General features: G+C 54.2%; 22 protein-coding genes. 18 read left to right on the forward strand and 4 right to left on the reverse strand.

All coding sequences use genetic code 11. From position 1 onward, the window contains the following. Positions 1 to 34: 34 nt before the first annotated feature. The 4 genes from BM352_RS06155 to BM352_RS06170 all read right to left on the reverse strand — a co-directional run bounded on the left by BM352_RS06155 (position 35) and on the right by BM352_RS06170 (position 4,697). Entirely contained in the window at positions 35 to 841 is an 807-nt protein-coding gene (locus BM352_RS06155; protein WP_090213864.1) for an amidohydrolase family protein, read from the reverse strand. 12 nt (positions 842 to 853) lie between these two features. Continuing rightward, positions 854 to 1,951 carry a mandelate racemase/muconate lactonizing enzyme family protein gene (locus tag BM352_RS06160; protein WP_090213866.1) on the reverse strand — a complete coding sequence of 366 codons (1,098 nt, stop codon included), beginning with the start codon at positions 1,949 to 1,951 and terminating at the stop codon, positions 854 to 856. Positions 1,952 to 2,136: 185 nt separating this feature from the next. Beyond that, positions 2,137 to 3,804: a sulfatase-like hydrolase/transferase gene (locus BM352_RS06165; RefSeq protein ID WP_090213869.1), complete on the reverse strand. Its 1,668-nt coding sequence runs from the start codon at positions 3,802 to 3,804 to the stop codon at positions 2,137 to 2,139. A gap of 287 nt (positions 3,805 to 4,091) precedes the next feature. Then, the gene (locus BM352_RS06170; protein ID WP_281245134.1) at positions 4,092 to 4,697 is read right to left on the reverse strand and encodes a UbiX family flavin prenyltransferase; all 606 of its coding nucleotides are present in this window, start codon (positions 4,695 to 4,697) and stop codon (positions 4,092 to 4,094) included. Positions 4,698 to 4,838: 141 nt separating this feature from the next. Here BM352_RS06170 and BM352_RS06175 point away from each other — a divergent pair, with 141 nt between their 5' ends. From BM352_RS06175 to BM352_RS06260, 18 genes are all read left to right on the forward strand, one after another. Then, entirely contained in the window at positions 4,839 to 5,612 is a 774-nt protein-coding gene (locus tag BM352_RS06175; RefSeq protein ID WP_175500635.1) for a response regulator transcription factor, read from the forward strand. 1 nt (position 5,613) lies between these two features. Continuing rightward, a complete protein-coding gene (locus tag BM352_RS06180) occupies positions 5,614 to 6,228 on the forward strand; it encodes a 4'-phosphopantetheinyl transferase family protein (protein ID WP_090213875.1) in 615 nt (204 codons plus the stop codon). A 142-nt stretch (positions 6,229 to 6,370) separates the two neighbouring features. Then, positions 6,371 to 6,895 carry an anthrone oxygenase family protein gene (locus BM352_RS06185; RefSeq protein ID WP_090213877.1) on the forward strand — a complete coding sequence of 175 codons (525 nt, stop codon included), beginning with the start codon at positions 6,371 to 6,373 and terminating at the stop codon, positions 6,893 to 6,895. Between the two features lie 252 nt (positions 6,896 to 7,147). After that, entirely contained in the window at positions 7,148 to 7,891 is a 744-nt protein-coding gene (locus BM352_RS06190; RefSeq protein ID WP_217642986.1) for an ABC transporter ATP-binding protein, read from the forward strand. Between the two features lie 10 nt (positions 7,892 to 7,901). Continuing rightward, entirely contained in the window at positions 7,902 to 9,287 is a 1,386-nt protein-coding gene (locus BM352_RS06195; protein ID WP_090213880.1) for an ABC transporter permease, read from the forward strand. A 39-nt stretch (positions 9,288 to 9,326) separates the two neighbouring features. Continuing rightward, the gene (locus BM352_RS06200; protein WP_090213882.1) at positions 9,327 to 10,118 is read left to right on the forward strand and encodes an outer membrane lipoprotein-sorting protein; all 792 of its coding nucleotides are present in this window, start codon (positions 9,327 to 9,329) and stop codon (positions 10,116 to 10,118) included. A 15-nt stretch (positions 10,119 to 10,133) separates the two neighbouring features. Continuing rightward, positions 10,134 to 11,519 (forward strand): hypothetical protein, encoded by a 1,386-nt coding sequence (locus BM352_RS06205; RefSeq protein WP_090213884.1) that lies wholly within the window; start codon positions 10,134 to 10,136, stop codon positions 11,517 to 11,519. Between the two features lie 55 nt (positions 11,520 to 11,574). After that, positions 11,575 to 12,273, forward strand: a complete 699-nt coding sequence (locus BM352_RS06210) for a response regulator transcription factor (RefSeq protein ID WP_281245106.1) — start codon at positions 11,575 to 11,577, stop codon at positions 12,271 to 12,273. Between the two features lie 128 nt (positions 12,274 to 12,401). Further along, positions 12,402 to 13,589 (forward strand): sensor histidine kinase, encoded by a 1,188-nt coding sequence (locus BM352_RS06215; protein WP_175500637.1) that lies wholly within the window; start codon positions 12,402 to 12,404, stop codon positions 13,587 to 13,589. Next, on the forward strand, positions 13,559 to 14,245 hold the full coding sequence (locus tag BM352_RS06220; RefSeq protein ID WP_139229797.1) for a transglutaminase-like domain-containing protein: 687 nt from the start codon (positions 13,559 to 13,561) through the stop codon (positions 14,243 to 14,245). Before BM352_RS06215 ends, BM352_RS06220 begins: the two co-directional genes overlap by 31 nt. A gap of 331 nt (positions 14,246 to 14,576) precedes the next feature. Continuing rightward, a complete protein-coding gene (locus BM352_RS06225; protein WP_090213893.1) occupies positions 14,577 to 14,957 on the forward strand; it encodes an ectoine synthase in 381 nt (126 codons plus the stop codon). Positions 14,958 to 15,202: 245 nt separating this feature from the next. After that, positions 15,203 to 15,997 (forward strand): beta-ketoacyl synthase N-terminal-like domain-containing protein, encoded by a 795-nt coding sequence (locus BM352_RS06230; RefSeq protein WP_175500638.1) that lies wholly within the window; start codon positions 15,203 to 15,205, stop codon positions 15,995 to 15,997. Continuing rightward, the gene (locus BM352_RS06235; RefSeq protein ID WP_090213897.1) at positions 15,994 to 17,232 is read left to right on the forward strand and encodes a beta-ketoacyl-[acyl-carrier-protein] synthase family protein; all 1,239 of its coding nucleotides are present in this window, start codon (positions 15,994 to 15,996) and stop codon (positions 17,230 to 17,232) included. Before BM352_RS06230 ends, BM352_RS06235 begins: the two co-directional genes overlap by 4 nt. Continuing rightward, positions 17,232 to 18,413: an acyl-CoA dehydrogenase family protein gene (locus tag BM352_RS06240; protein ID WP_090213900.1), complete on the forward strand. Its 1,182-nt coding sequence runs from the start codon at positions 17,232 to 17,234 to the stop codon at positions 18,411 to 18,413. The genes BM352_RS06235 and BM352_RS06240 overlap by 1 nt, the downstream gene beginning before the upstream one ends. Positions 18,414 to 18,428: 15 nt before the next feature. After that, on the forward strand, positions 18,429 to 19,955 hold the full coding sequence (locus BM352_RS06245) for an AMP-binding protein (RefSeq protein WP_090213902.1): 1,527 nt from the start codon (positions 18,429 to 18,431) through the stop codon (positions 19,953 to 19,955). 22 nt (positions 19,956 to 19,977) lie between these two features. Next, the gene (locus BM352_RS06250) at positions 19,978 to 20,232 is read left to right on the forward strand and encodes an acyl carrier protein (protein WP_090213905.1); all 255 of its coding nucleotides are present in this window, start codon (positions 19,978 to 19,980) and stop codon (positions 20,230 to 20,232) included. A gap of 34 nt (positions 20,233 to 20,266) precedes the next feature. After that, complete coding sequence (gene trpD / locus BM352_RS06255) at positions 20,267 to 21,310, forward strand: anthranilate phosphoribosyltransferase (RefSeq protein WP_090213910.1); 1,044 nt, start codon at positions 20,267 to 20,269, stop codon at positions 21,308 to 21,310. Then, entirely contained in the window at positions 21,307 to 22,017 is a 711-nt protein-coding gene (locus BM352_RS06260; RefSeq protein WP_175500640.1) for a beta/alpha barrel domain-containing protein, read from the forward strand. The genes trpD and BM352_RS06260 overlap by 4 nt, the downstream gene beginning before the upstream one ends. Positions 22,018 to 22,029 lie beyond the last annotated feature (12 nt).

Below are 22,029 nucleotides of genomic sequence, written 5' to 3' on the forward strand. Positions count from 1 at the left end.
GAAAAAAGGACTGCGGCAATCGCTGCAAAGAGCTTCATTTTGTGGCCAACATTACCTCGGCATTCTCGAATGCAATCTTGCGCGCAATATCCTTCGGCAAGGCGGATAGCCAACTGCGCGAATACTCCGCATGTGGCCCGACGTAGTACCACCGTTCTGGCGCGAATGTGTCCGTCCCAACCATGAAGCGATCGGGATGCGCCGTGAAGACTGTACGCCACTCGGGGTTAAGCCCTTGCGAACCCGACATATCGGAGCGGTATGCCAGATCGGACCAAAGACGAGGATGAGTTGCCAGAGCGTCTGCAATTTCGTCGGGGCGTTCGAAGCCCGAATGCGCCCACAGCACACGGGCCTCTGGCCAGCTTTCGAAAATCAGATCAAGCGCCTCACGGTCGCCGTGGTGGTGCAGCAGCAGGTTGCGCTCTTGTGCGAGTTCTATCATCCGTTGGACAACGTCAGTTCTGATGTCGTCACCAAACGCGTGAAACTCTCCAATTGCTTCATAGTCGAACTGTGATAGGCGAGTTTCGATATAGGTGATGACAGCGGGATCGTGCATCCACGTGCTAGTCTCGCCGCGTCTCCGGTAAGGCCGAAGCGCTGGTACGACGATTTCAGGTGCTGCCGCCTTGAGCTTTTGTGTGCCATCATCGTCAGAGCTAGAGACCAGTGCCTTCTTAATGCCTGCCTCGCGTAGAATTTTGGCCACTTGAGCAGGTGGAACCTGAGTGACCGCGTCGTGACTGTAGTGGATATGCGCGTCAAATATCGGCAAGTCCTGCGCATTGGCAGCGGCGCAGGTCAAAATCAAAGCAGATGCGGCAAGGCGGCGAAGCATACGAGTAATCCCTCATTGGGTAAGTAAATTTGCGCTCTCAAGTTTGTCCCAGTCGAATGTAACGCCCGTTCCAGCATTGTCAGGTGCGACGGCTAGATGGCCTTCCACCACCAATGGACGCGTCGTGTATTGATCAATTGGGAAGGAGTGCACCTCGATCCAGCCTGCGTTCTCTTGCGCTGAGACGAGGCTGACATGCAATTCCTGCATGCCGTGGCTACACACTGGCACGCCATATTTCGATGCGAGTTTAGCAACCTGCAAAAAGCCAGTGATCCCGCCGCAGTTCGACGCATCGGGTTGTATGAAGCTCAGCTTGGATTGATCGAGAGCATAGCCGAATTCGTGAATGGTGTGCAGGTTTTCCCCCATTGCGAGCGGCATTCCGGTGGCTGCGGCAATCTTGGCATAACCGGCATAATCATCTGGAATCGTCGGCTCTTCGAACCAAAGCAGGTCGTAGGGTTTGAAGGCCTCGGCTGCCGCGATCGCCTCATCGATGCTCATGGAGTAATTGGCATCAACCATGAATGCGATGTCGGGGCCGATGAGATCGCGAACGGCTTTCACACGTGCAATGTCCTCTTCCAGCGTAGGTTGGCCGATTTTGATTTTTACGCCGTTGAAGCCGCGATCAAGATAGCCTCGAATACTCGCGAGAAGTTTGGGCAGATCAAAGCCTAGATCAATGCCGCCGCAATAAGCCTTGCACTTAGAAGCTGCGCCACCGGCCATCGTCCAAAGCGACTTATCCAGTTGTTTGCCCCGCAAGTCCCAGAGCGCAATGTCTACGGCAGAAATTGCGAACGACGCCACGCCACCCCGCGCGACGTAATGCACATGCCATTGCATAGCGTCGTACAATGCCTCGACATCTTGGGCCGATTTCCCGATCAAGAATGGGGCAAGGTCATGCTCGATCATAGCCGCGATAGCATGACCCCCCTTGCCGCCCGTATAGGTATACCCCGTGCCTTCAGAGCCGTCCTCCAGTCTAACTGTTGCGGTGATCAGCTCAAAGAAATGGTGATCGCCATGTTTAGCGTCGACCAGTACCTCTGCCAGCGGGATGTGAAAAAGGCGTATGTCGATGGCGGTGATCAGGCTCACGTCACAGCTCCCTTGGATTTGCGTGACTGCATCATCAGAGCTTGGAAGCCGATCCTCGTGATCAGGACTCTGCCTCAACGGTTTAAACCGACTCGCGCTTGAGTTGGTGGAGCCGAGCTCAATTCCGAACCGATGATATTGTGCATCTCTACAAGGGGCAACAATTTCGACAGTGCTGCAAAGGACTAGCTAGAATTTTTTCTGGAGGCGGGCGCACCGACGGGCAGCAAGCTGCTAAAGGGCTTGCCAGCAACCGTCTCATAGTCGTCTTCATCCCAAAAGCCGATCAGGATGCCAACTTCTGTGGCGTTGTCCTGACAGGCCAATATCTCCGGCGTCGCCGTAATTCGGGAGTGGTGTTGCGTGGCCCATGACAGGAGCGCTTGTTCCATATCTTTGCGAACCTGAACGTGCACTGCAATATCGCTCGCTCCCAGATCGATGAACTCATGCGGGTCACTTTCCAAATCAAAAAGAATAGGGCGAAAACCCTCGCAGCGTATGTACTTCCAGCGGCCATCAAAAATCATGACAGTGCGCGCATTCTCTTGCGAGACATTCAAAGCGCGAGCCATCTCAAAGCTGGAGTAGTCATGCTCACTTATTACAAAGCGGCGGGAAAAGCCGTCTTTGCCATGTAAGATGCTCATCAGATCGCGGCCCTCTACAATATGAGGCTTTGGGGCGCAGCCCATCACGCCCATAAAGGTCGGCGCTAGGTCTATCATTTCAATCAATGCGTCAGAGGTGGTCCCGCGAGTGACGTTAGCAACCGGACGAGGGTCGGCGATAACCAACGGCACCTTCACCGCGGAATCGTGATAGAAATCCTTATCGCCCATCCAGTGGTCCCCCATGTAGTCCCCGTGGTCGGAGGTGAAGGCGATGATTGTATTCTCGGTCAGCCCTTTGGCGTCCATCCATGCGAAAAGCCGTCCCAAATTGTCGTCCAGTTGTTTGATCAATCCCATATACGCAGGGATGACATGCTCACGGACATGATCTTGCGAGAAGGTGCGACAGACGCGGGCCTGCTGGTAGGCGCGCAGCAACGGGTGATCGGTTTCCTTTTCTGCCAGTGACCGGATCGGGTCCACGATATGCTCCGGGCCATACATGTCGTGGTAAGGTGCTGGAACGATATAGGGCCAATGGGGCTTGATGTAACTCAGGTGGCAAAGCCATGGTTTGTCGTCTGATATCGCTTCTTCCATGAACGCCATCGCTCGATTGGTCAGATAAGCCGTTTCGGAATGCTCCTCTGGTACATTGGCGGGCAGGCGCGAATTTTTCAGCAGCCATGCCGACATCAGCTTGCCGTCGGGGTCGACGCCCGAGTTTGCAAAGTCTTCCCAAGGATTGTCGGAGACATATCCCAAGCTGACGAGGTAGTCGTCATAGGCCGACCATTTCTGCGCTACACTGTCAGGGTGCAGGCCATCATCACGCTCAAAGGCCTCAAACCCGCATTCTGACACACGCACGCCGATCTCGCTTTTCGGATCAATCCCGAGCCATGCCATTCCATCAAGGTCGGCAATCATGTGCGTCTTGCCCACAAGAACGGCCCGAGCACCGACATCACGAAGGTGGTCGCCTAAGGTTGGCTCGCCCACGCGCAAGGGGATCCCATTCCACGTAGAGCCGTGGCTTCGTACATAGCGCCCTGTATAGGCAGACATTCTGGAGGGGCCGCACACAGGCGATTGGACATAGGTGTTGGTAAATCGGACACCCCGCGCTGCAAGAGCATCGATATGAGGCGTGTTAAGATGCGGGTGTCCGTAGCAACTTAGGTAGTCGAACCGTAGTTGGTCGGCCATGATCCACAACACGTTCGGCGTATCGGTCATTCGGCAAAGGACCCTTTCAAGCCTACATAGGTCGATCGATTGTCGCGCAGATTGGCCGAAAGATCACTGAATTAGTCCGGCTTTGTGCGCATCGAATAGGCACCGAGAAAGGGTTCAACACAAGTCCTTAGCGCTTCGGCAATCGGTTCCACAGAAACCGGCGCTGAGGCTTGCGCAATTCCGCAGGACTGGCGTCGCGACGGACTTACTGGCGGTGAAAGCTCTAGCCGCGCCGAATTGGCCGGACATACTCGGCTAGATGTCAAGCGCTCTGCCGACTGGCCGGTTCAATCCTTCCAGCGCGGGGCAAGGTCAGTGTGAATGTTCATGGCATCGAGCCAGCGGCCAACCTGATGATTCACCAGATCATCTATCGAATTGGTTTTCATATAAAAAGCGGGCATCGGCGGGGCGATTATCGCACCCATTTCGGTCGCCGCGGTCATGTTTCGCAGATGACCCAGATGCAACGGTGTCTCGCGGACCCCCAAAATCAGTGGCCGCCGTTCCTTCAATGTGACATCGGCGGCACGAGTCATCAAACTGCTGCCAATTCCGTTTGCAATTTCAGCTAAGGTTTTGACGCTGCAAGGCGCAATAATCATACCATGTGCACGAAACGACCCGGACGCAATACCTGCACCGATGTCACCATTAGAATGAACATGATCGGCCAGCGAGCGCACCAATTCCGGCGAATAATCCGTCTCAACCGCCAATGTTTGAATGGCGGGTTTCGTCATTATCAGGTGTGTTTCAACAGACAGCCCTTGCAGAACCTCGAGCAACCGAACCGCGTAAGGCATTCCAGACGCTCCTGAAAGACCTACAATGATGCGACACCTGACTTCCTGCCCGCCTGACGTAGTCTGCAGGCTTGGTTGTGTTGTCACTGGCCTGTCGGAATTTTTATACATCTGCATGTCTTTCTAAAAAATATTTTTGCGATTATGGTGACGCCGCAAACCTATCGGTGCCGGTTAAGAATTACATGTAATTTTTTATGCTATTTTTTTACATTAGAGGCGACAATAATGATTCAAGTTCTTTTGATCGACGATGACGTTGAGCTTGCCGAGCTCATGCGCGACGTTCTTACAAAATACAGTATCGAGTTAACCGCGGTTCACACCCCCAACGAGGGCTTCGAAGCGCTTGAAAACAAAAAATTTGATCTCGTTCTGCTGGATGTGATGCTGCCGCAATTAAACGGTCTGCAGATGTGCAGCAAGATCCGCTACAGCAACGCCGCATACAAAGATATTTCGATCATTATTCTGACGGCGCGAACGGAGCTGACCGATATGGTCGTGGGTCTTGAGACCGGCGCTGATGACTACGTTAAAAAACCATTCGAGCCCCGTGAGCTTGTCGCACGAATCAACGCAATTCTTCGACGGGCAAACGCTCCCGAGGAAGCCACAGCGGCTCAGCTTCCCGTTTTGGACGCCGGCTCCGTTAGCACTCGAAGCGGGCTGTGCGTTGAAGTTGCACTCGAAGGAAATATTCTACAGATCGAGACACAGCGCGCCCAAGTCCGCGTGAATGGCGAAAAGCTGGTGATTACATCGATGGAATTTGAACTGATTGCGGCTCTTGCTCAGCGACCTGGCGAGATTTTGAATCGGGATGACCTTTTGGACGAGGTGCATGGCACTAGTGGTATCTACACACGCAGCATTGACGCATTGATTTACAGGCTTCGGACCAAAATCAGAGAGGCTGGTGCCTCATCAGATTTCATTCGTACAGTGCGTGGCCGCGGCTACTCCCTTGTCGGGCAGGTTAATAGCCTTACCAGCACCTAAGATGTCCGGCCAAGCGCTGTGTGTTATGGCTGACGCTTTGCCTGATAACACTGGAGGGCAGGGCCGGCGGCTCGCTATCTACGCAGCCGCGCGGATGAGTGGTTTTCCTATGTCCACTCATTCGCTCCATCGGACGCAGCTCAAGCAGCCATTTATCCGGATGCCCGATGGGGTATTGCCTTGCTCGATTTCGCATGTTGCAGGCATCGTTGTTGCGGCTGCTGCGACGCCAGGCTTTTCCGTCGGGGTAGATGTAGAGCAGGTGAGCCGGTTCGAAACGATGACGGAGAGTTTGGTTGGGGCAATTCTGTCACCCGCCGAGCAGGCGCTTCGCAAGGTTTGGACCCCTGAATCGCTTCTTGTGGTGTGGAGCCTCAAGGAAGCGTTTCTCAAGGCTGAAGGAACGGGATTTCAGGACCGCCCAAACAAATACGAGTTAGCGCACCTCACACCGGATTGCCTACATGATCTTGGCGACGGGCGCTTCTGGCTTCATAAGCGATTCTTGATAAAGCAAGGTACGTGGATCACGCTTGGTGTGCTGGGAACCAGCCATGATGCTGTTGCAGAGTGTGCGTTTGGTTACCAAGTAATTCAAAGCAGTGAAATACCGTGACACAAAGTCATAGTTTCTCATAAATGCACCAATTATCGATTTTTATCGAATGATATGGGCACCCATTTCTTTTGAAAACACCGCCGCTTAAGCTTGAGGAGCGGGCCTGCGCTCGCGGTCGCCAACAACTCGAGAGTTTATCATGCCCCGTACTTCATTATTCCTGTGCCTCGTGCCTCTCGTCCTTTTTGGGGCCATAGGCGGGTTCTTCTACGCGTATTCGGTCTCGGTCATGCAGGGGCTGAACAACCTGTCCGACAGCGCCGCAATTCAGGCAATGCAAGAGTTGAACCGAGGGACGCGAAACGCTGTTTTCTTGGTTACCTTCCTTTTCACTCCTATCGTGTCCGTGCTGTGCGCCGCAGTTCTGTACTGGAAAGGCGATCGTGCGACCGGGGTATTATTATTGGCAGCTTCAGCGGTCTATTTTTTGGGATCCTTCCTGCCAACAGTGAATATCAACGTGCCTTTGAACCATGAAATCGAAGCGTTGAACGCAACGATGTTGAGCTCATCAGAAGCCGCGAGTGTCTGGGCCGAATATAGCGCGACCTGGACCTATTGGAATACGATCCGTGCCGTGATGGCGTTGATTGGACTGGCTCTGGCAGGTAGCGCAGTCTACGCCCTCAAACGTCAACCCGCACCCGTTGCAGTAGGCGCCTGAGGGCGAATTAGCCCAGCCCTCGATTCGCCCTGTGCCGAATGCGTTTAGATCAGACGCATTCGGTATTTTTCGTATTTGTGACCGTCGAACGCAAATCATACGCGGAAAAATATTCGTCATAATACGTCGTTCATTTGTGACACCCCGCCATTTTAAAGCGTCTAAAAACCATCCTTTGTTGTTTGTTTTGAAGGGGTCGAAACTCGTAAGTTTGGATCAGAAAAAATAAACTGAGCCATAAGGAATGGACGCGTGAACAGTATTAACACCCATCGGTCTTTTCAGCCTGAGAACCACCTTCAGCCTGTGGACCATTCGCAAACCGGCGCTTCTGTGGTCCGGTTCAACAATATCTGCAAATCCTACACGATGGATCGAGTCGAGGTGAACGCCCTGCTCGATGTATCAGGCGAAATCGCACGCCGGGAGACGACTTTCATTACTGGCCCTTCCGGCAGCGGTAAGTCGACCTTGCTCAACATCATGGGGCTGATCGATCAACCGACTTCCGGCGAGCTGATTATCCTTGATCAGGACGTGACAAACCTCAGCGACAAGGCGGCGGCCGACTTTCGGTCCGAGCACATCGGGTTCATCTTCCAATCGTTCAACTTAATCCCGGTTTTGACAGTTGGCGAGAATGTTGAATTTCCGTTGCTGCGCCGGATCAAATCTGCGTCCAAGCGGCGCGAGAAGGCGAAGCAATACCTGGATGCAGTGGGCCTTGCCGACTTGTTTGATCGACGTCCTGGAGAGATTTCCGGCGGCCAACGTCAACGTGTGGCGATTGCCCGCGCTCTGGTAACTGAGCCGACGCTGATCATCGCTGATGAACCTACCGCAAACCTCGACTCGCAAACCTCTCGTGAGATCATCGCACTGCTGGACCATATGAAGTCCGAGTTCGACACCTCTGTGGTGATCTGCACGCACGACACCAGCCTGATTACTCAGGGCAGTGCCACGATCAACATCATCGACGGCCGGACGGCCTAGGAGCAGAACAATGATTTGGAAAATCGCATTTAGAAATCTGACAAAAAACGCACGGCGGTCTGTGACAACAGCGCTGGCCATCGGCATAGGCGGCTTCGCGGCGCTCTTGTTCGGGGGGTTTGTGACTTCGATTTGGTTCGGAGTTCAGACTTCCATGATCCAAGAACAGGGCAACCTTCAGATTTACCGTGACGGATATCTGGAGTTCGGCGCAGCCAACCCTGATGACTATACCATCAAAAATTGGGATGAAGTTGCAAAGCTTCTCTCGAGCGACCCGGTGCTGAACAAGCAACTGGCTGTCATCACCCCGCGTATTGATCTGGCCGGTGTGGCCGGTAATGCGCAGACCGGCAACTCAAAGACCTTTATCGGGTCTGGTGTCGTGCCTTCGAATGTTGACCGGATGCGCCAGTGGGATGGTTGGTCCATCGGGCAGGTATCGCCGGCTTCCGGCCTCGGAGATCAGGTGCTTGATGGCGTCGTCATTGGCCTTGGTATGGCGAGGATGATGGGGATGTGTGGTCCGCTGAATGTAGCAGATTGCCAAGACCGCCCGGTTGAAGACGAAGCGCTGAATTCAGCAGAAACCGATTTTACCGCATTGGTGAATGATGAAGCTGAACTGACTGATCTGCGAGAAGCAGGTGCCGAGCGCCCACAGCTAAACTTGATGGCCGCAACATCGTCCGGAGTGCCGAATATCGCTCGTGTGGGAATTGAGTCCGCTCAACCACAAGCAATCCGCGCCATCGACAACGCCTTCGTCATGATGCACTTCGAGCAGGCACGCAGCCTTCTTTACGGTGACAGCCAGGAAGCAACGACGTTGATGCTGCAGGTTAACAATCCTGATCAAGTGGATACGGTTAAAACGCGCATCGAAGAAGTTCTGAACCGCGCTGGCCTGGATCTGAAGGTCTATCACTTCACCGAAGTGGACCCGACCTTCGATCGAATCTTCGGCATGTTCACCTTTATGTTCATCGTAGTGTCTGTGGTGCTGTCGATCGTCATCGTCTTCACCATCGTGAACACGGTCTCGATGAACGTAATGGAACGCGTCAAAGAGATTGGCACAATTCGCGCACTAGGCTTCCGTAAAGGGTTTGTGCGGGCCTTGTTCCTGACCGAGAGCGCCCTGATCGGCCTGTTCGGTGCGCTGATAGCACTGGGCGCGGCAGTGATCATTGCCAACCTCATCAACTCCGCCGGTGTCCAATGGACGCCACCATCGAATGCCACCCCGCTGACGGTCCAGCTGATGGTCCTCGACAACCCGATCTTCGCGATAAGCGTGGTTGCCTTGCTGATCATTATCTCCGTCGTCGCCTCTGTGATCCCCACGTTCAAGGCAGCCCGCCTGAACATCGTAGAGAGCCTGCAACGCGCTTGATCGCGCACAACAAAACACTGAACCGAAAGGAACGATACAATGGAACTCCAACGTCGTGAATTTACACAGCTCTTGTTTGGTGGCGCAGCTGCCGCCGGTCTAACCTCTCTGGGACTGCCAGCGTTCGCCGCCGGAAGCGCCAATAGCATCCTGACCAAAGCGGATGCGATCCGGAACCCTCAGACCTCCTTTGCAGTAGACGTGACCCTGTCTGCATACGAACGGGGCAAGCTGAAAGACCAGACCAAGGTAACAACCTACTCGCGTGCCAGCGGCCGCCAATTCCAAACGCTGGTCCATATCAACGCGCCAAGTGCAGACCGCGGTAAGATTTTGCTCAGAAACGGCAACATCTTGTGGCTCTATGACCCTGCTTCAAAGGCGTCGGTCCGTATTTCGCCGCGCCAACGTCTGCTGGGCAACGCTTCCAACGGCGATGTCGTCAGCTCAAATCTGGTCGGTGACTATTCCGCGAGCCTGCAAGGTCAGGAAACCATCGCGGATGGCGATAAGAAGAACCGCAGCTGTCACAAACTGCATCTAACCGCCGCTGCGAAATCAGCACCCTACAGTGCAGTGGATTTCTGGGTGGATGAACGCAACAACAGCCCCATCAAAGGCAAGTATTTCACCAAGAGCGGTCAACTGATCAAAGTTGCTTGGTATCGGAAGTGGAAGAACCAGATGGGCGCAAGCCGTCCAACTGAAGTTGTGATCGCTGATGGCTTCGACCCAAACAAGGTGACCGTGATGACCATGGGCAACTTCCGGGCAAAGAAGCTGCCGGAATCATGGTTCAACAAAGAATGGCTGCCAAACTTCAAGGTATAATAAGGAGCCTTTGAGATGAAAAATCTTCTGACATACACCGTCGCAGCGACCCTTGGCTTGGTCAACTTGCCAGCTCATGCGCAAGACTTCGACCTTCCGCCCGACCTCGTAATTTCGGGGCAGGAAAGTGTTCTAACCCAAGAGGACACGGTCGAGACGACTGGTGTGTCAGAAGAAAAAGCGCGCAGTGCCACATTGGCAACCGAGTTTCGTGCCTTTCACTTCGACGAACTTTCGGGCGGCAACAGTGCGGCATTGCGCGTCTCTGCACATTATTTTGGGACTTTCGAACTAAGCGACCGGGCAAGCCTCTTGTTCAACTTGCGCGGTCGGATCGAACGTGCCGAAGGACAAACTTTTAGCTTGGACCAAAGCGTCAACTTGGACGTGCAAGAATTGGCGATAAGCTACACGGTATCACCGCAGGTTTCATTGCAGTTCGGCCGGATCAACATTCGAAACGGCGTTGCCGTTGGCTTCAATCCAACTGACTGGTTCAAAGACAACAGCCTTGTTACAGCCGAAAGCGCCGCACCAGCGGATCGCCGCCGCGAGCGCCTAGGTGTATTCGCGGTGACGGGCACCGCGACAGTTGGCAACACGCTATTGCAGATGGGGTACCGACCGAAAATCAGCGCCAGCACTGGCTCGGTTTTCTCCGACATGGACAGCATTGGACTGGGGCTTGATAGAACCAACCCGAGCGACGCGTTTTTCATCAAGGCGACCCCGCAATTCGGGTCCAATTTGTCGGTCACGGGCAACTTCTTGCTGAATGACGGCGATCCGGGCTTAGGCTTTGAGGTTAGCGGCACAATCGGGGATAACCTCGTTCTATACGGCGAGGCTTTCGCCGAAAAACGACTCTCGATTGCATCTGAAGCCCTCGCGGGGGGTCTTGGCTCCGCGGCGTTTCAACAAGGGCTTGGCGTGAGCAACCAGAAGGATTGGGAATTGACTGCAGCTTTGGGACTGAACTGGGCCCTGCCGCAGTCCTTTGTCGGCGCACGCGATATTTCGGTAGTGCTGGAGTACCATCTCAACACTGCGGGGCTGACGGGCTCACAGATCGACACACTGGCCAGCGCTACCGGCGCAGACGGACTTGCTGCGGGCGCGGTGTACGGTACCGCATCGCGGCGCCAGGAACCGTTGGCGCGGAACCAGATTTTCACTCGGATTGCATGGAACGATTTTTGGGGCGACAGCGATCTTTCGGCTCTAGGATTTTATGTCCCTGCGGACGGCAGCGGCTTGGCGCAAATCTCTGTCGATGTTCCGATTGGCCAGAATGCGACACTAAATTTGCGCGGCATTTCTACCTTTGGGAGTAGCACTTCAATCTATGGTGCAAACCCGACGCGGAGATCGCTTCAGCTGGGAATGACATACGTATTTTAAAGAGTTCATTTCTTAGACTTGAGGCTTTCAATACAGGACAACTAAATTGCACGTTTTGATACTAGATGATGACGAAGAACTTGGTGAGATAATGCAGCCGGTCCTTGCCAAATATGGCATGGACCTAAAGCTGGCCTTCACGCCAACCAGCGCTTTTGAGCAGCTTGAAAAAGACAGGTTCGACGTGCTTTTGCTTGATATGATGCTGCCCGAGCTGGATGGCATGACGGTTTGCCGTACCATTCGAGCGAGTGACAAACCCTATGCACAAATTCCGATCGTGGCGCTTACTGCGCGTGCGGAGTTGACCGAAAGGATCGTGGCGCTAGAAAGCGGCATTGATGACTTTGTGGCCAAACCGGTTGAAATGCGAGAGCTGGTGGCGCGATTGGGTGCCGTTGTGCGTAGACGCCGGGCAGAGGCCGTTCAGGATGTAGCAGTGCCAGATGTAGCGGTCTCAGCGACTGCGGAGTTGGAATTGTCTGCCGCCCAAATGACCGCACGGTTTGCCGGATATGTTGTCAATCTGACCGAACTTGAGATGCAAATTGTTAAAGTGCTTGCGGACGCTCACGGGAAAACTGTTAGTCGCGCGGAAATACTTGAGCAAATCGGCTATGCGCAACAAAACGATCCCGCTATGATCGACACAATTATTTACCGGGTCCGTCAAAAGTTTCGTGATCAAGGGCTGCAACCCGATTTTATTAAGACTCTGCGCAGCCAAGGCTACCGCATTGAGACAAGGAATTAGACATGTCGCGGTTAATCGAAAAGATTGCGCTTTGGATACGAACGCGCTCGGTTTTCAGTCATTTGCTATGGGCCACATTGCTGTCGACTGCTTTGTTAAGCTTAGTTTTAATTCTGTCTTTGCAAAGAGTGGCTGACGAGCACCCGCGTCGCTATCTTGCGCGAGCATTGTTTGATGCGTTTGCACAAAGCGCGTTGAATCCGGAAAGCGACATCACAATAATCGGTGGCGCTCCGATGGTTTTTATGACGCCGGAAGAAGCTGACGCGTCAGAATACGCAAAACTGTATCAAGCCGCGGCAAATGACAAAGACGGGATCGCAATTGACCGTCTGGGTGGCCGCTATGCCGCTGTTTCTGTTAGGGGCCAGAAAGTCGCGATTCTTCCGCAGTTTGGGCAGCCGATCTCGGCTTTCGCACTGATGCTGGTCGGGCTGGTTGTTGTCGCGATCTTGCTGACAATCACAGCGATCTACTTTCTAATCTGGCGGCTCACTCTGCCGTTCGACGAATTGACGACCGGCATTACAAGGGTTGAGGACGGGGATCTGAACTACCAGATCCCTCTCGACAAGACCTTTGGCGAATATCGAAAATTCGCTGAGGGCTTCAACACTATGGTGGCAGAGCTTCAACATATCCACGAAAGCCGCCGGCATATGCTTTTGGCGTTGCCCCACGAAATTCTAACACCGCTCTCGCGCCTTAAGGTGCGAAAAGACCTGGTTCAAGACGCCAATCTGCGCGACCAAATTAGCCGAGATATATCTGTGGTTGAGGAAATTCTTTCCTCAATTTTGGCTGCAGAGAAGCGCAATTCCGGTCAAGCACAGGCAGAATTTGTTGATATCGAGCCCTATGCAGCCGAGCAGATTGCACAGCTTGTCGATAAAGGCATCGACATTTCCATTAGCAATGAAACCAATAGTAAAACGGCTTACTTCGACCCGTTCTTGACAAGCGTTCTGCTGAAGAATTTTGTTAGCAACGCTGTGCGCTACGGGCGTGGAAATCCGATCTCGGTCAAATTTTCCGCAGTCGAAGGATCTGATGGCGACATGCGGATTTCGGTCAAAGACCGCGGTCTCGGCATTGCGCCAGACCAATTGAAGTACTTGATGGAGCCGTTTTGGCGCGCAGATGAGTCGCGCGGCCGGGCCTCCGGCGGTTACGGGCTTGGCCTGTATCTTTGCAAGACAATCGCCACTGGTCTGAATGGCCGGATTGACGTCGAAAGCACGCTCGACGTTGGCACCGAGATTAGCGTGATTTTGCCAGAGGCGCTGTGTACGAGCCTGGAGGATATTTCAGAATGATACCAACTACTTTAGCGGAAACCGAGTTCTTTGATTTTTCCGATCCTGCTGTGGAACGGTTTGCAAAACGCGCCTTGAAATCCGGAAGCGCCGACAAAAGAGTGCAAGCTATCGAGCTCTTTTACGCAGTTCGCGACGGATTGTTTTACGAGATCTACAATGCAGATTTTGCCCGAGAAAAAATGTCAGCGAGCGCAATTTTGCGCAAGGGGTCTGGGCTCTGTATTCATAAGTCGATCGTCTACACCGCGCTTTTGCGTAAGATCGGCATCCCGGCAAAGCTATGGATTACCGATGTGAAGAACCATTTGTGTTCACCTCAGCTGGCCAAATTGATGGGCAGTAATGTCTTCCACTACCATGTTCTGGTTTCTTTGCAGCTAGACGGGAAATGGATCAAGGCAACGCCCGTTTTCAATGCCCGCTTGTGCCAGCTCTACCGTATGACGCCCCTTGAGTTTGACGGGGTCGAGGACTGCGTGAATCACGCGTATGACACAGATGGCAACAACTACATGGAAATCACACATGAGCATGGCGAGTATAGCGATCTGCCTTATGAAATGGTGCTGAATGGGTTGCGCCAAAAACACGCTTCAATGTTTGAAACAGAAACAAAATTTCGGTCAGGTTCCTTGGTCGGAGACCTCGTCTAGATCAACCCAAACCGCTTCTTTTGGAAGGCCGCTTTCGAATCAGAAGGCGGCCTTTTTTGCATGCGATGAGATGTTTAAGCGCTCATCTCTATATTATTGAATATATGTGATAAATTTTTTGTGACCTAACGTAAATCTTGGAGCAATTACCCGTGATTCTGACGTTATAATCGAGGTGATTTTGAACAATTTGTGCGATTCATAATTCTTTTCGCACAAAACACCAAACTATCCACAAATTGGCTGTCCTATACTGAATTTACATCAGGCGAACACAACGACTTAGAGTTGGGGGAGCTTGGTCCAAATTAACATTTAGAGAGCCAAGAAAATGATTATCAATTCCATCGACAAAATCACCGACACCGAGCGTGATATCGCGTGGGGAAACGGGAAGAGCCGCCGTCTTCTGATTGAAAAAGACAACATGGGCTATTCGCTTACCGATACCATTATCGATGCCGGTACGTCCTCTTTGCTGGAATACAAAAACCACCTTGAAGCCTGCTATTGCATTGAAGGCGACGGCGAGGTTGTGGACGAGCAAACTGGTGAAGTTCATCGCATCACCCCCGGCACCATGTATGCCTTGGACAAGAACGACAAACATTGGCTGACCGCCAAAGAGACCCTGCGTCTTGTTTGTGTCTTCAATCCTCCGCTGAAGGGCGATGAAGTTCACTCGTTGGGTGGCGGCAGCTCGGCTTACTAAGCCCTCCCTTTTCCTCCCTCTGTCTCCCCAGCTAACCAAAGGTTGTATCTGTCATGAAAGACAGCGTCATTGTCTCAGCAGCATGCGCGGATCTCGCGCCCGGTGGTCCCCTCCCTGCCACCCGGCCTAGTGCGGATGCAACCTTTGGTTCTTTTAACGTCAATTTCTTGGATCATTCCGATTTTGAGGCGCACAGGACGGCGGAACGCGGACGGCACACTCGAGTATCCTTCCGGATGGGCCAAATGATCGAAAAGCTCCTAAAGGAAGCGGGTCTCACAAAAGAAGAGGTGTCCGGCCCTCGAACTGCGCTCATTTCAGGGTCAAAATACGGGTGCTCGCAGGTGTTTGAAATTCACCGCCGCTTGCGCAAACATGGACCCCGCGGGATCGACGCGGTCAGGTTTGCCCAGGCGACGCATAACTTTCCAGTTTCCACATGCGCTATTGAGTACGGATTGATGGGGCCATGTCTGGCGATTGTCAGCACCGAGACCGCTGGCATGGATGCGCTGCTTTGCGCACATGACTGGATTACCGACGACCGCTGCGACAGAGCCATCGTGGTTGGCTTCGAGGATTTCTCCTCGCCAACCGGAGAGCACGTTTGCGCGCAAGCAAAAGACGCGCCATCCGGTCAGTCGGTTAGCGAGGCCATGGTCATGGTTTTGTTGGAGCGTCAATCATGCGCCAAAGCGCGCGGCGTTTCCTCCGAGATGCCGCAGATCACAGGCATGGCAACGACTCATGTAAACGCTGCCGCTACAGACGCCGCCCGAGTTCGCGCCAAGCTGGCGTGCCCGACGGCCACACATGAACAGATTTCTTTCCTCACCACGCATCGCTTAGGGCTCTGCGGCGAAGAGGGTAACGACACGGATTACCTTGGTGCCGGCGGATTGCTGGAAATCGCACACCTGCTGAAAAGCCCGAATGCGGGCCAGCGAGGGCAGCAACACTGGCAGATCAGCGCAATGTCGCAAGGCGGCAACGGCGTGACGGCTGGCATCAAGGTAACACAAATGGAATACGCCTTATGAGCCGCTCAGTTGTTGTAACCGGTATGGGCGTCGTCTCGCGCGACGTCATCGGAATTCCCGCATTTTGTCGTCTGCTCTCAGATGGCAGCCCGGTTCCCGGACGGCCCACTCAGTTCGATTCAGACCGCTTCCGCGCCAAAAACGCCTATGCCACTGATCCTGATGTCACGTTAGCTGCCCTACGTCGCGCGCTTTCGCGCAGCAGCAAGCGGCTAGGTCTAACGGAAATGACAGAGCCCGAGATGAATTGTGCGGGCTATAGTATGCTCGCAGCGATTGAAGCGGTTGAGCAGGCTGGACTTACCTCCGATATTCTAAGTACGGCGGGTTGCTCGATTGCGACAACAAGCGGCGGCATGATGGATCGCTTTACTGACGCCCTTGAAGAGGGCGATCATAGTGTGGAATTTCAAGAGCTTGTTAGCCCAGGAAGCGCAGCCGTGGTGCTTCAACGAGTGCTGGGTCTACATGGGCCGCTCAGCAGTTTTTCTTGCGCATGTGCCAGCAGCATTGGCGCGTTGTCTTACGCATTTATGCGGATTCGCAACGGAGATGCCCCAGTAATGCTGGTCGGCGGAAATGACCGTATCCGTGAAGCAGATTTTGCAGGCTTCAATGCGCTACGAGCAATGGACCGAGAGCGGTGCCGACCCTTTGATGTCGACCGCCGCGGGATGATAATTGGTGACGGCGCAGCGATCCTTGTGGTTGAGGACGAAGAGCACGCTCGCGCCCGGGGGGCGCAGCCTCTGGCGAAAGTGTCGAGCATTGCCCTTTCCACAGACTCCCACCACATCACCTGCCCTAAACCAGACGGTTTGACGCGTGCCATGGGACAAGCCTTGGAGCGAGCGAACCTAAGCGCGGATGCGGTCGGCTACGTGAATTGCCATGGCACGGGGACACAGATCAACGATGAAGCCGAAGCGATAGCGCTGGAGGCTGTATTCGGCGGGTCAGTAAAACGCCCGATTGTCAGCTCGACCAAAGGAACAACAGGTCACTTGTTGGGCAGTGCTGGTGCAATCGAAGCAGTTGCTACCATTTTAGCGCTGCGCGCCGGTGAGGCGCCGCAGATGACATCGACGATTAACCCCGAAGACATCCCGTTCACGATGCCCGTAAAGGGCCAAGACCGGACCATTCGTACAAATGTCGCCATGAGCAATTCCCTTGGATTTGGCGGCCTGAACGGGAGCGTGATCTTTGCGCTGCCCGAAACTGGAGACATCTAATGCGCACGATCCGCAACCTTTCCCGCACCACCGACGCAGGCACCTATCGCACTGATCTCGTTGAAACGCTCGCAGAGGCTCTTGACCAATGGGCACCACTGCTGAACGAGGGGTGGCAGGCCGATGATCAGGCCTCCACTTTTGGGGACAGCCGCTGGCGCGCCATGGTCGATGCGGGCCTGACAGGTCTTTCCACCAGCGAAGAGCATGGCGGCATGGCACTCAGCGTCGCAGAACTTACGGACGTTCTGGTGCATTTGGGCTATGTCTGCGAAGACTCAGGCCTAGGGTTTTCGCTGGCAACCCATCTTTGCAGCACGTGCATTCCAATCCAGCATTTCGGCGGCGACGAGCTCAAATCAGACCTGCTTCCCCAACTGGCGGCGGCCGAGGTGGTCGGCGCGCATGCGATCACCGAACCAGACAGCGGTTCAGACGCCTTTGCGATGAAAACCCACGCTATCAAAGACGGGAATGACTACATCCTTTCGGGCGAAAAGTGCTACATTTCAAATGCTCCAATTGCCGACATCTGCGTCGTGTATGCGCGCACCCACCCAGAGAAGGGCGCGCTTGGCGGCTTCTCGGCTTTCGCGGTGGACTGCAATGCCGACGGTTTTACCATCGGCAAGTCGCGCAAAAAGATGGGCTTGCGCACTGCTCCAATGGCTGACCTGTATTTCGATGATGTGCGTGTCCCCGAAAGCCGCCTGATCGGGCGCGAAGGGCAGGGCTTTTCTATCCTCGACTATGTGATGAAATGGGAAATCCTCTGCGTTTTCGCGCTGCAAGTTGGCGAAATGCGCCGACAGCTGGAACGCTGCATTTCCTTCGCGAAATCCCGCCAACAGTTCGGTGCCGCGATCGGTAGTTACCAGGCCATTTCCCACCGTGTGAGCGATATGCATATCCGGCTTGAAAACGCTCGCAATTGGCTCGGTCGCGCTGTCAATGCGATGGAAGGCGGTGGGCAAGCGTCGCTTGAGATCGCGTCCGCCAAGTTGGCAATTTCGGAAGCGCATGTCGCCAATTCGATGGACGCTGTCACGCTTCACGGCGGTGCTGGATACATGCTGGAAACTGGCATCGAAAGCCATCTGCGCAATGCAATCGGGGGGCTGATCTACTCCGGCAGCTCGGACATCCAAAAAAACCGCATCTCTGCGATGCTTGGCCTTTAGAACGAGGAAATTGAAATGTTACTGCAAACGAATTTTCAGGTTTCCGAGACGCGCGCATTTTTTGAAATGCTACGTGAGGAAATGCAAAAAACGCCGGAAGCCGAGGTCGGAACCCTCACCGAAACAGCGAGCTTTACCAAGATTCTGGATATCGCCGATATTATCCGCGCTCAACTCCACGATATCGGAAGCGACCGCGATGCAGTCGTCGCCATCTGTGCCGAGAAAAGCCCGCATAGTGTTGCAGCAATTCTGGGCGTGCTGTCGAGCGGACTGGCCTACGCGCCGCTGGACCCAAGCCATCCCGATACACGGTTGACCAGCATTCTGGACGATCTGGCTCCACCTGTACTGATCGTGGATGACGCAACCCGCAGCCGGTTCGAAGTTTGGGCCCGACGGAGTGGAACGCAGTTGCTGACTTTTTCCGAGCTGCCCAAAACTGTGCCGCCCGTACCAGTGGCTTCGGGTGCTCAACGGTCATTGGCTGCTGTTTTGCACACGTCTGGCTCGACTGGAAAACCCAAGCGCGTTTTGATCGAGGCCCCTGCGCTCGACGCGTTTCAAAGCTGGGTTGTTGGTGAGATCAGCATCGACATCGACGACTGTGTTCTCAGCCATGCACCCTTTGCGTTCGATCTGTCTTTCCTCGACATTTTCGCATCCCTTGCAGGAGGAGCCTGCCTAGCTCTGGCAGACACAAAAACTGCCCGCAACGGCCCGAAACTGGTCGAGATGATGCAGCAGCACAATGTCACCATCTGGCACTCTGCCCCTTCTGCCTTAAAACTGGTGGCCGAGGCCGCATGCGAACTCACATTGCCTCAAGTGCGTTGCGTTTTGTTTGCTGGCGAACCGATGCAGAGCCGCCTCCTCAGGCAGCTGTTCCGCATCTTTCCGAATGCTCGGTTTATCAACATCTACGGATGCACCGAGACCAACGACACCTTCTTTTACGACGTGCCGCGTATCGACACGCCTGACCCGCTGCCGCTCGGCCGCAAGCTTCCCTATGTCGACTATATTCTCGTGGACAATGCTGACATGCCCGTTTCCGGCGAAGGGCAGGGCGAGCTATGGGTGCGTTGCCCGACCATGATGCGCGGCTATAGCGATCAACAACTGACCGCGAAGGCGACAGGGTGGCGCGATGGCGTAGGATACTACCGCACTGGCGATATGGTCCGCCGCGATGCGAATGGCATGGTCCACTTCATCGGTCGTAACGACACGATTGTAAAACTAAGCGGCGTGCGTGTGGATCTGAACGAAATCGAGGCCTGCTTGCAGGCCCACCCCTTAGTTGATGAGGCAGCTGCCTATGTCGATAAATCCGGGGACACGGCGGTACTGAACGCTTTTGTCTCAAGCAAATCTGATGAGCTCAACAGTATCGATCTGCGGCTCTATCTGATGAAGCGGCTTCCGACGGCCGCCATCCCACGAAAGTTCACGATCTCCATTCAGGAGGTTCCGAAAAACTCTAACGGGAAGGCATGCAGACGCATGCTGGAACAACAACTCGTCGAAACCCAAACATAGCTTTACTTACAGGAGATTACCTATGTCTTACACAACTCTACGCTCGTTCATTTCCGAGGAATTTGCACCGGATATTAGCCCGGAAAATCTGTCTGACGATCTTGATCTGATCGAAACTGGGATCGTCGACAGCCTCGGCGTGCTCAAGCTGATCGCCTTTCTGGAAGGCGAGTTCGACCTGAATATTACGCCGGATGAATTGGACGCGGACCTGTATCGTACGATCGGTCTGATCGAGGCCATGATCACCAGCAAGCAGATGAAAGTGGCCGTCTAAGCAGACCACATGCCAACATAAAGGAGCGAAGGCCATGAAACCTGACCAAACCGCTGCCGCGGTGATCGCGGGCAACCGTCCCGCTGAAGCAGACATGATTGCGTATTGGGAGGTCACGGATTCCGGCCTTCGCCCCAAAGCTGAAACTGTGGCCGTTCTGGCTGCACTTTCAGCGAATACAAGCAACGTCGAGATGATGCGTAGCTTTGTAAGCTATATTCGAAAAACTTACCCACCGATTGCTCTCGACGGCTCTCCCCGTGCCGTGAATATCGTTGGCACCGGTGGCGGTAGGTCTACCTTCAACATCTCTACCACTGCCGCCTTCGTTGTGGCAGCCGCCGGTGGACGGGTGCTAAAATCGGGCTCGTCCGCCTATTCCAGTTCCGTTGGTTCTGGTGATATTCTCAGCGCATTGGGCCTTGCCGGGTCTTCATGCGATGCCTTTACCGAAGACATGCTTGGCCACACTGGCATGGCTTTTGCATCCGCCACACGTTACGCGCCAATCTGCAAAAGGCTCGCGATCGCGGCGATGCCTTTGAACTTCAAAATAATCGGGCGATTTGTGAATGCTCTTGGGCCGATGATTTGCCCCTACGAAGTGCGCGGTAGCGTTGTAGGGACCTCAACTCTGGGGTTGTTCGATCATATGCACAAAATCTCCAGCAGCCTTGGGATCGGGTCTTTGATCGTTCATTCCGAAGAGGGCGTGGATGAGTTGTTGAGCGTCGGAACAAACCGGTTTGTCAGCTCCGACAGCTCCGAGCCGCAAATGCTCTATCCCACGGACTTGGGGTTGCAGGACGGCGATATCGATGCCCTGACCGGGGGCGACTTACACATCAATCTGGCCATTATGAAAGATATTCTGCGCGGCAAGGGGCACAAAACTTGCACCCAAACCGTTGCATTGAACGCCGGTGCCGCGCTTTACGCGGGTGGCTTTGCCAATAACTTGCAAAACGGCACTGACATGGCGCTGGAATGCCTTGCGGATGGCGCGCCGTACCGAAAACTAGAGCAGGCGCAGGCATACGTGAAGCAGGGCACCCGAACGTTGGAACGCGTTGCATGAGCACAAAGTTCTACGACGCTCTTGCACGCGCAGGTTCGGCGCTCATTGCAGAGATCAAGCCGAGCTCACCAAAAGTAGGCCCGCTCCTGGCAACAACATCAGTCGCCGCAGTCGCGCGCGAATATCAAATGGCTGGCGCGCCGTGCCTTTCGGTCACGACTGGTGCCTGGCACGGCGGCAATCTTGCGATGATCTCCGAGATGGCTCGCACAGGCCTGCCCGTGTTGCGAAAGGATTTCATCACCTCCAAGCGCCACTTGGAAGATACGCGCGATGCCGGTGCCTCCGCAGCGCTGTTAACCTGTACGCTTTTGCGCAAGGCTGACGTGATCCGCCTTGCTCAGGACGCGCTTGCGATGCAGCTCACTCCATTTGTCGAGGTGGCGTCTGCCGCTGAATTGGACGGTCTGAAATTGCCTGACGGTGCAATTCTGGCGATAAACAACCGCGATATCCGGAGCAAAGAAACGGATGATGGGGGCATCGAGACCGGTCGCGCTCTTTATGCGGCGGCGCGCTCGGTTCATGACGGTTTGTTGATATCCGCGAGCGGGCTTCTCGTTCCGGAAGATGTCAAGATCGCCAAAGTTATCGGATTCGATGGGTATCTGGTCGGGACAGCATTGTTGTCTGGCCCTCATAGCCCATTCGAAACAGCCTGCCGCTTTATTGAGGCGGCCAATACCAAGATTGAAGCAGCAGAATGATGACCAACTCTT

The sequence above is a fragment of the Litoreibacter janthinus genome (assembly GCF_900111945.1).
Lineage (GTDB): Bacteria > Pseudomonadota > Alphaproteobacteria > Rhodobacterales > Rhodobacteraceae > Litoreibacter > Litoreibacter janthinus.

What these genes read in the sequence shown, in the direction of transcription:
- BM352_RS06155 (WP_090213864.1), bottom strand. Translation starts at nt 841, where the DNA reads ATGCTTCGCCGCCTTGCCGCATCTGCTTTGATTTTGACCTGCGCCGCT.
- BM352_RS06245 (WP_090213902.1), top strand. Translation starts at nt 18,429, where the DNA reads ATGTTACTGCAAACGAATTTTCAGGTTTCCGAGACGCGCGCATTTTTT.
- BM352_RS06175 (WP_175500635.1), top strand. Translation starts at nt 4,839, where the DNA reads ATGATTCAAGTTCTTTTGATCGACGATGACGTTGAGCTTGCCGAGCTC.
- BM352_RS06240 (WP_090213900.1), top strand. Translation starts at nt 17,232, where the DNA reads ATGCGCACGATCCGCAACCTTTCCCGCACCACCGACGCAGGCACCTAT.
- BM352_RS06225 (WP_090213893.1), top strand. Translation starts at nt 14,577, where the DNA reads ATGATTATCAATTCCATCGACAAAATCACCGACACCGAGCGTGATATC.
- BM352_RS06260 (WP_175500640.1), top strand. Translation starts at nt 21,307, where the DNA reads ATGAGCACAAAGTTCTACGACGCTCTTGCACGCGCAGGTTCGGCGCTC.
- BM352_RS06250 (WP_090213905.1), top strand. Translation starts at nt 19,978, where the DNA reads ATGTCTTACACAACTCTACGCTCGTTCATTTCCGAGGAATTTGCACCG.
- BM352_RS06165 (WP_090213869.1), bottom strand. Translation starts at nt 3,804, where the DNA reads ATGACCGATACGCCGAACGTGTTGTGGATCATGGCCGACCAACTACGG.
- BM352_RS06200 (WP_090213882.1), top strand. Translation starts at nt 9,327, where the DNA reads ATGGAACTCCAACGTCGTGAATTTACACAGCTCTTGTTTGGTGGCGCA.
- BM352_RS06205 (WP_090213884.1), top strand. Translation starts at nt 10,134, where the DNA reads ATGAAAAATCTTCTGACATACACCGTCGCAGCGACCCTTGGCTTGGTC.
- BM352_RS06230 (WP_175500638.1), top strand. Translation starts at nt 15,203, where the DNA reads ATGATCGAAAAGCTCCTAAAGGAAGCGGGTCTCACAAAAGAAGAGGTG.
- BM352_RS06235 (WP_090213897.1), top strand. Translation starts at nt 15,994, where the DNA reads ATGAGCCGCTCAGTTGTTGTAACCGGTATGGGCGTCGTCTCGCGCGAC.
- trpD (WP_090213910.1), top strand. Translation starts at nt 20,267, where the DNA reads ATGAAACCTGACCAAACCGCTGCCGCGGTGATCGCGGGCAACCGTCCC.
- BM352_RS06195 (WP_090213880.1), top strand. Translation starts at nt 7,902, where the DNA reads ATGATTTGGAAAATCGCATTTAGAAATCTGACAAAAAACGCACGGCGG.
- BM352_RS06180 (WP_090213875.1), top strand. Translation starts at nt 5,614, where the DNA reads ATGTCCGGCCAAGCGCTGTGTGTTATGGCTGACGCTTTGCCTGATAAC.
- BM352_RS06185 (WP_090213877.1), top strand. Translation starts at nt 6,371, where the DNA reads ATGCCCCGTACTTCATTATTCCTGTGCCTCGTGCCTCTCGTCCTTTTT.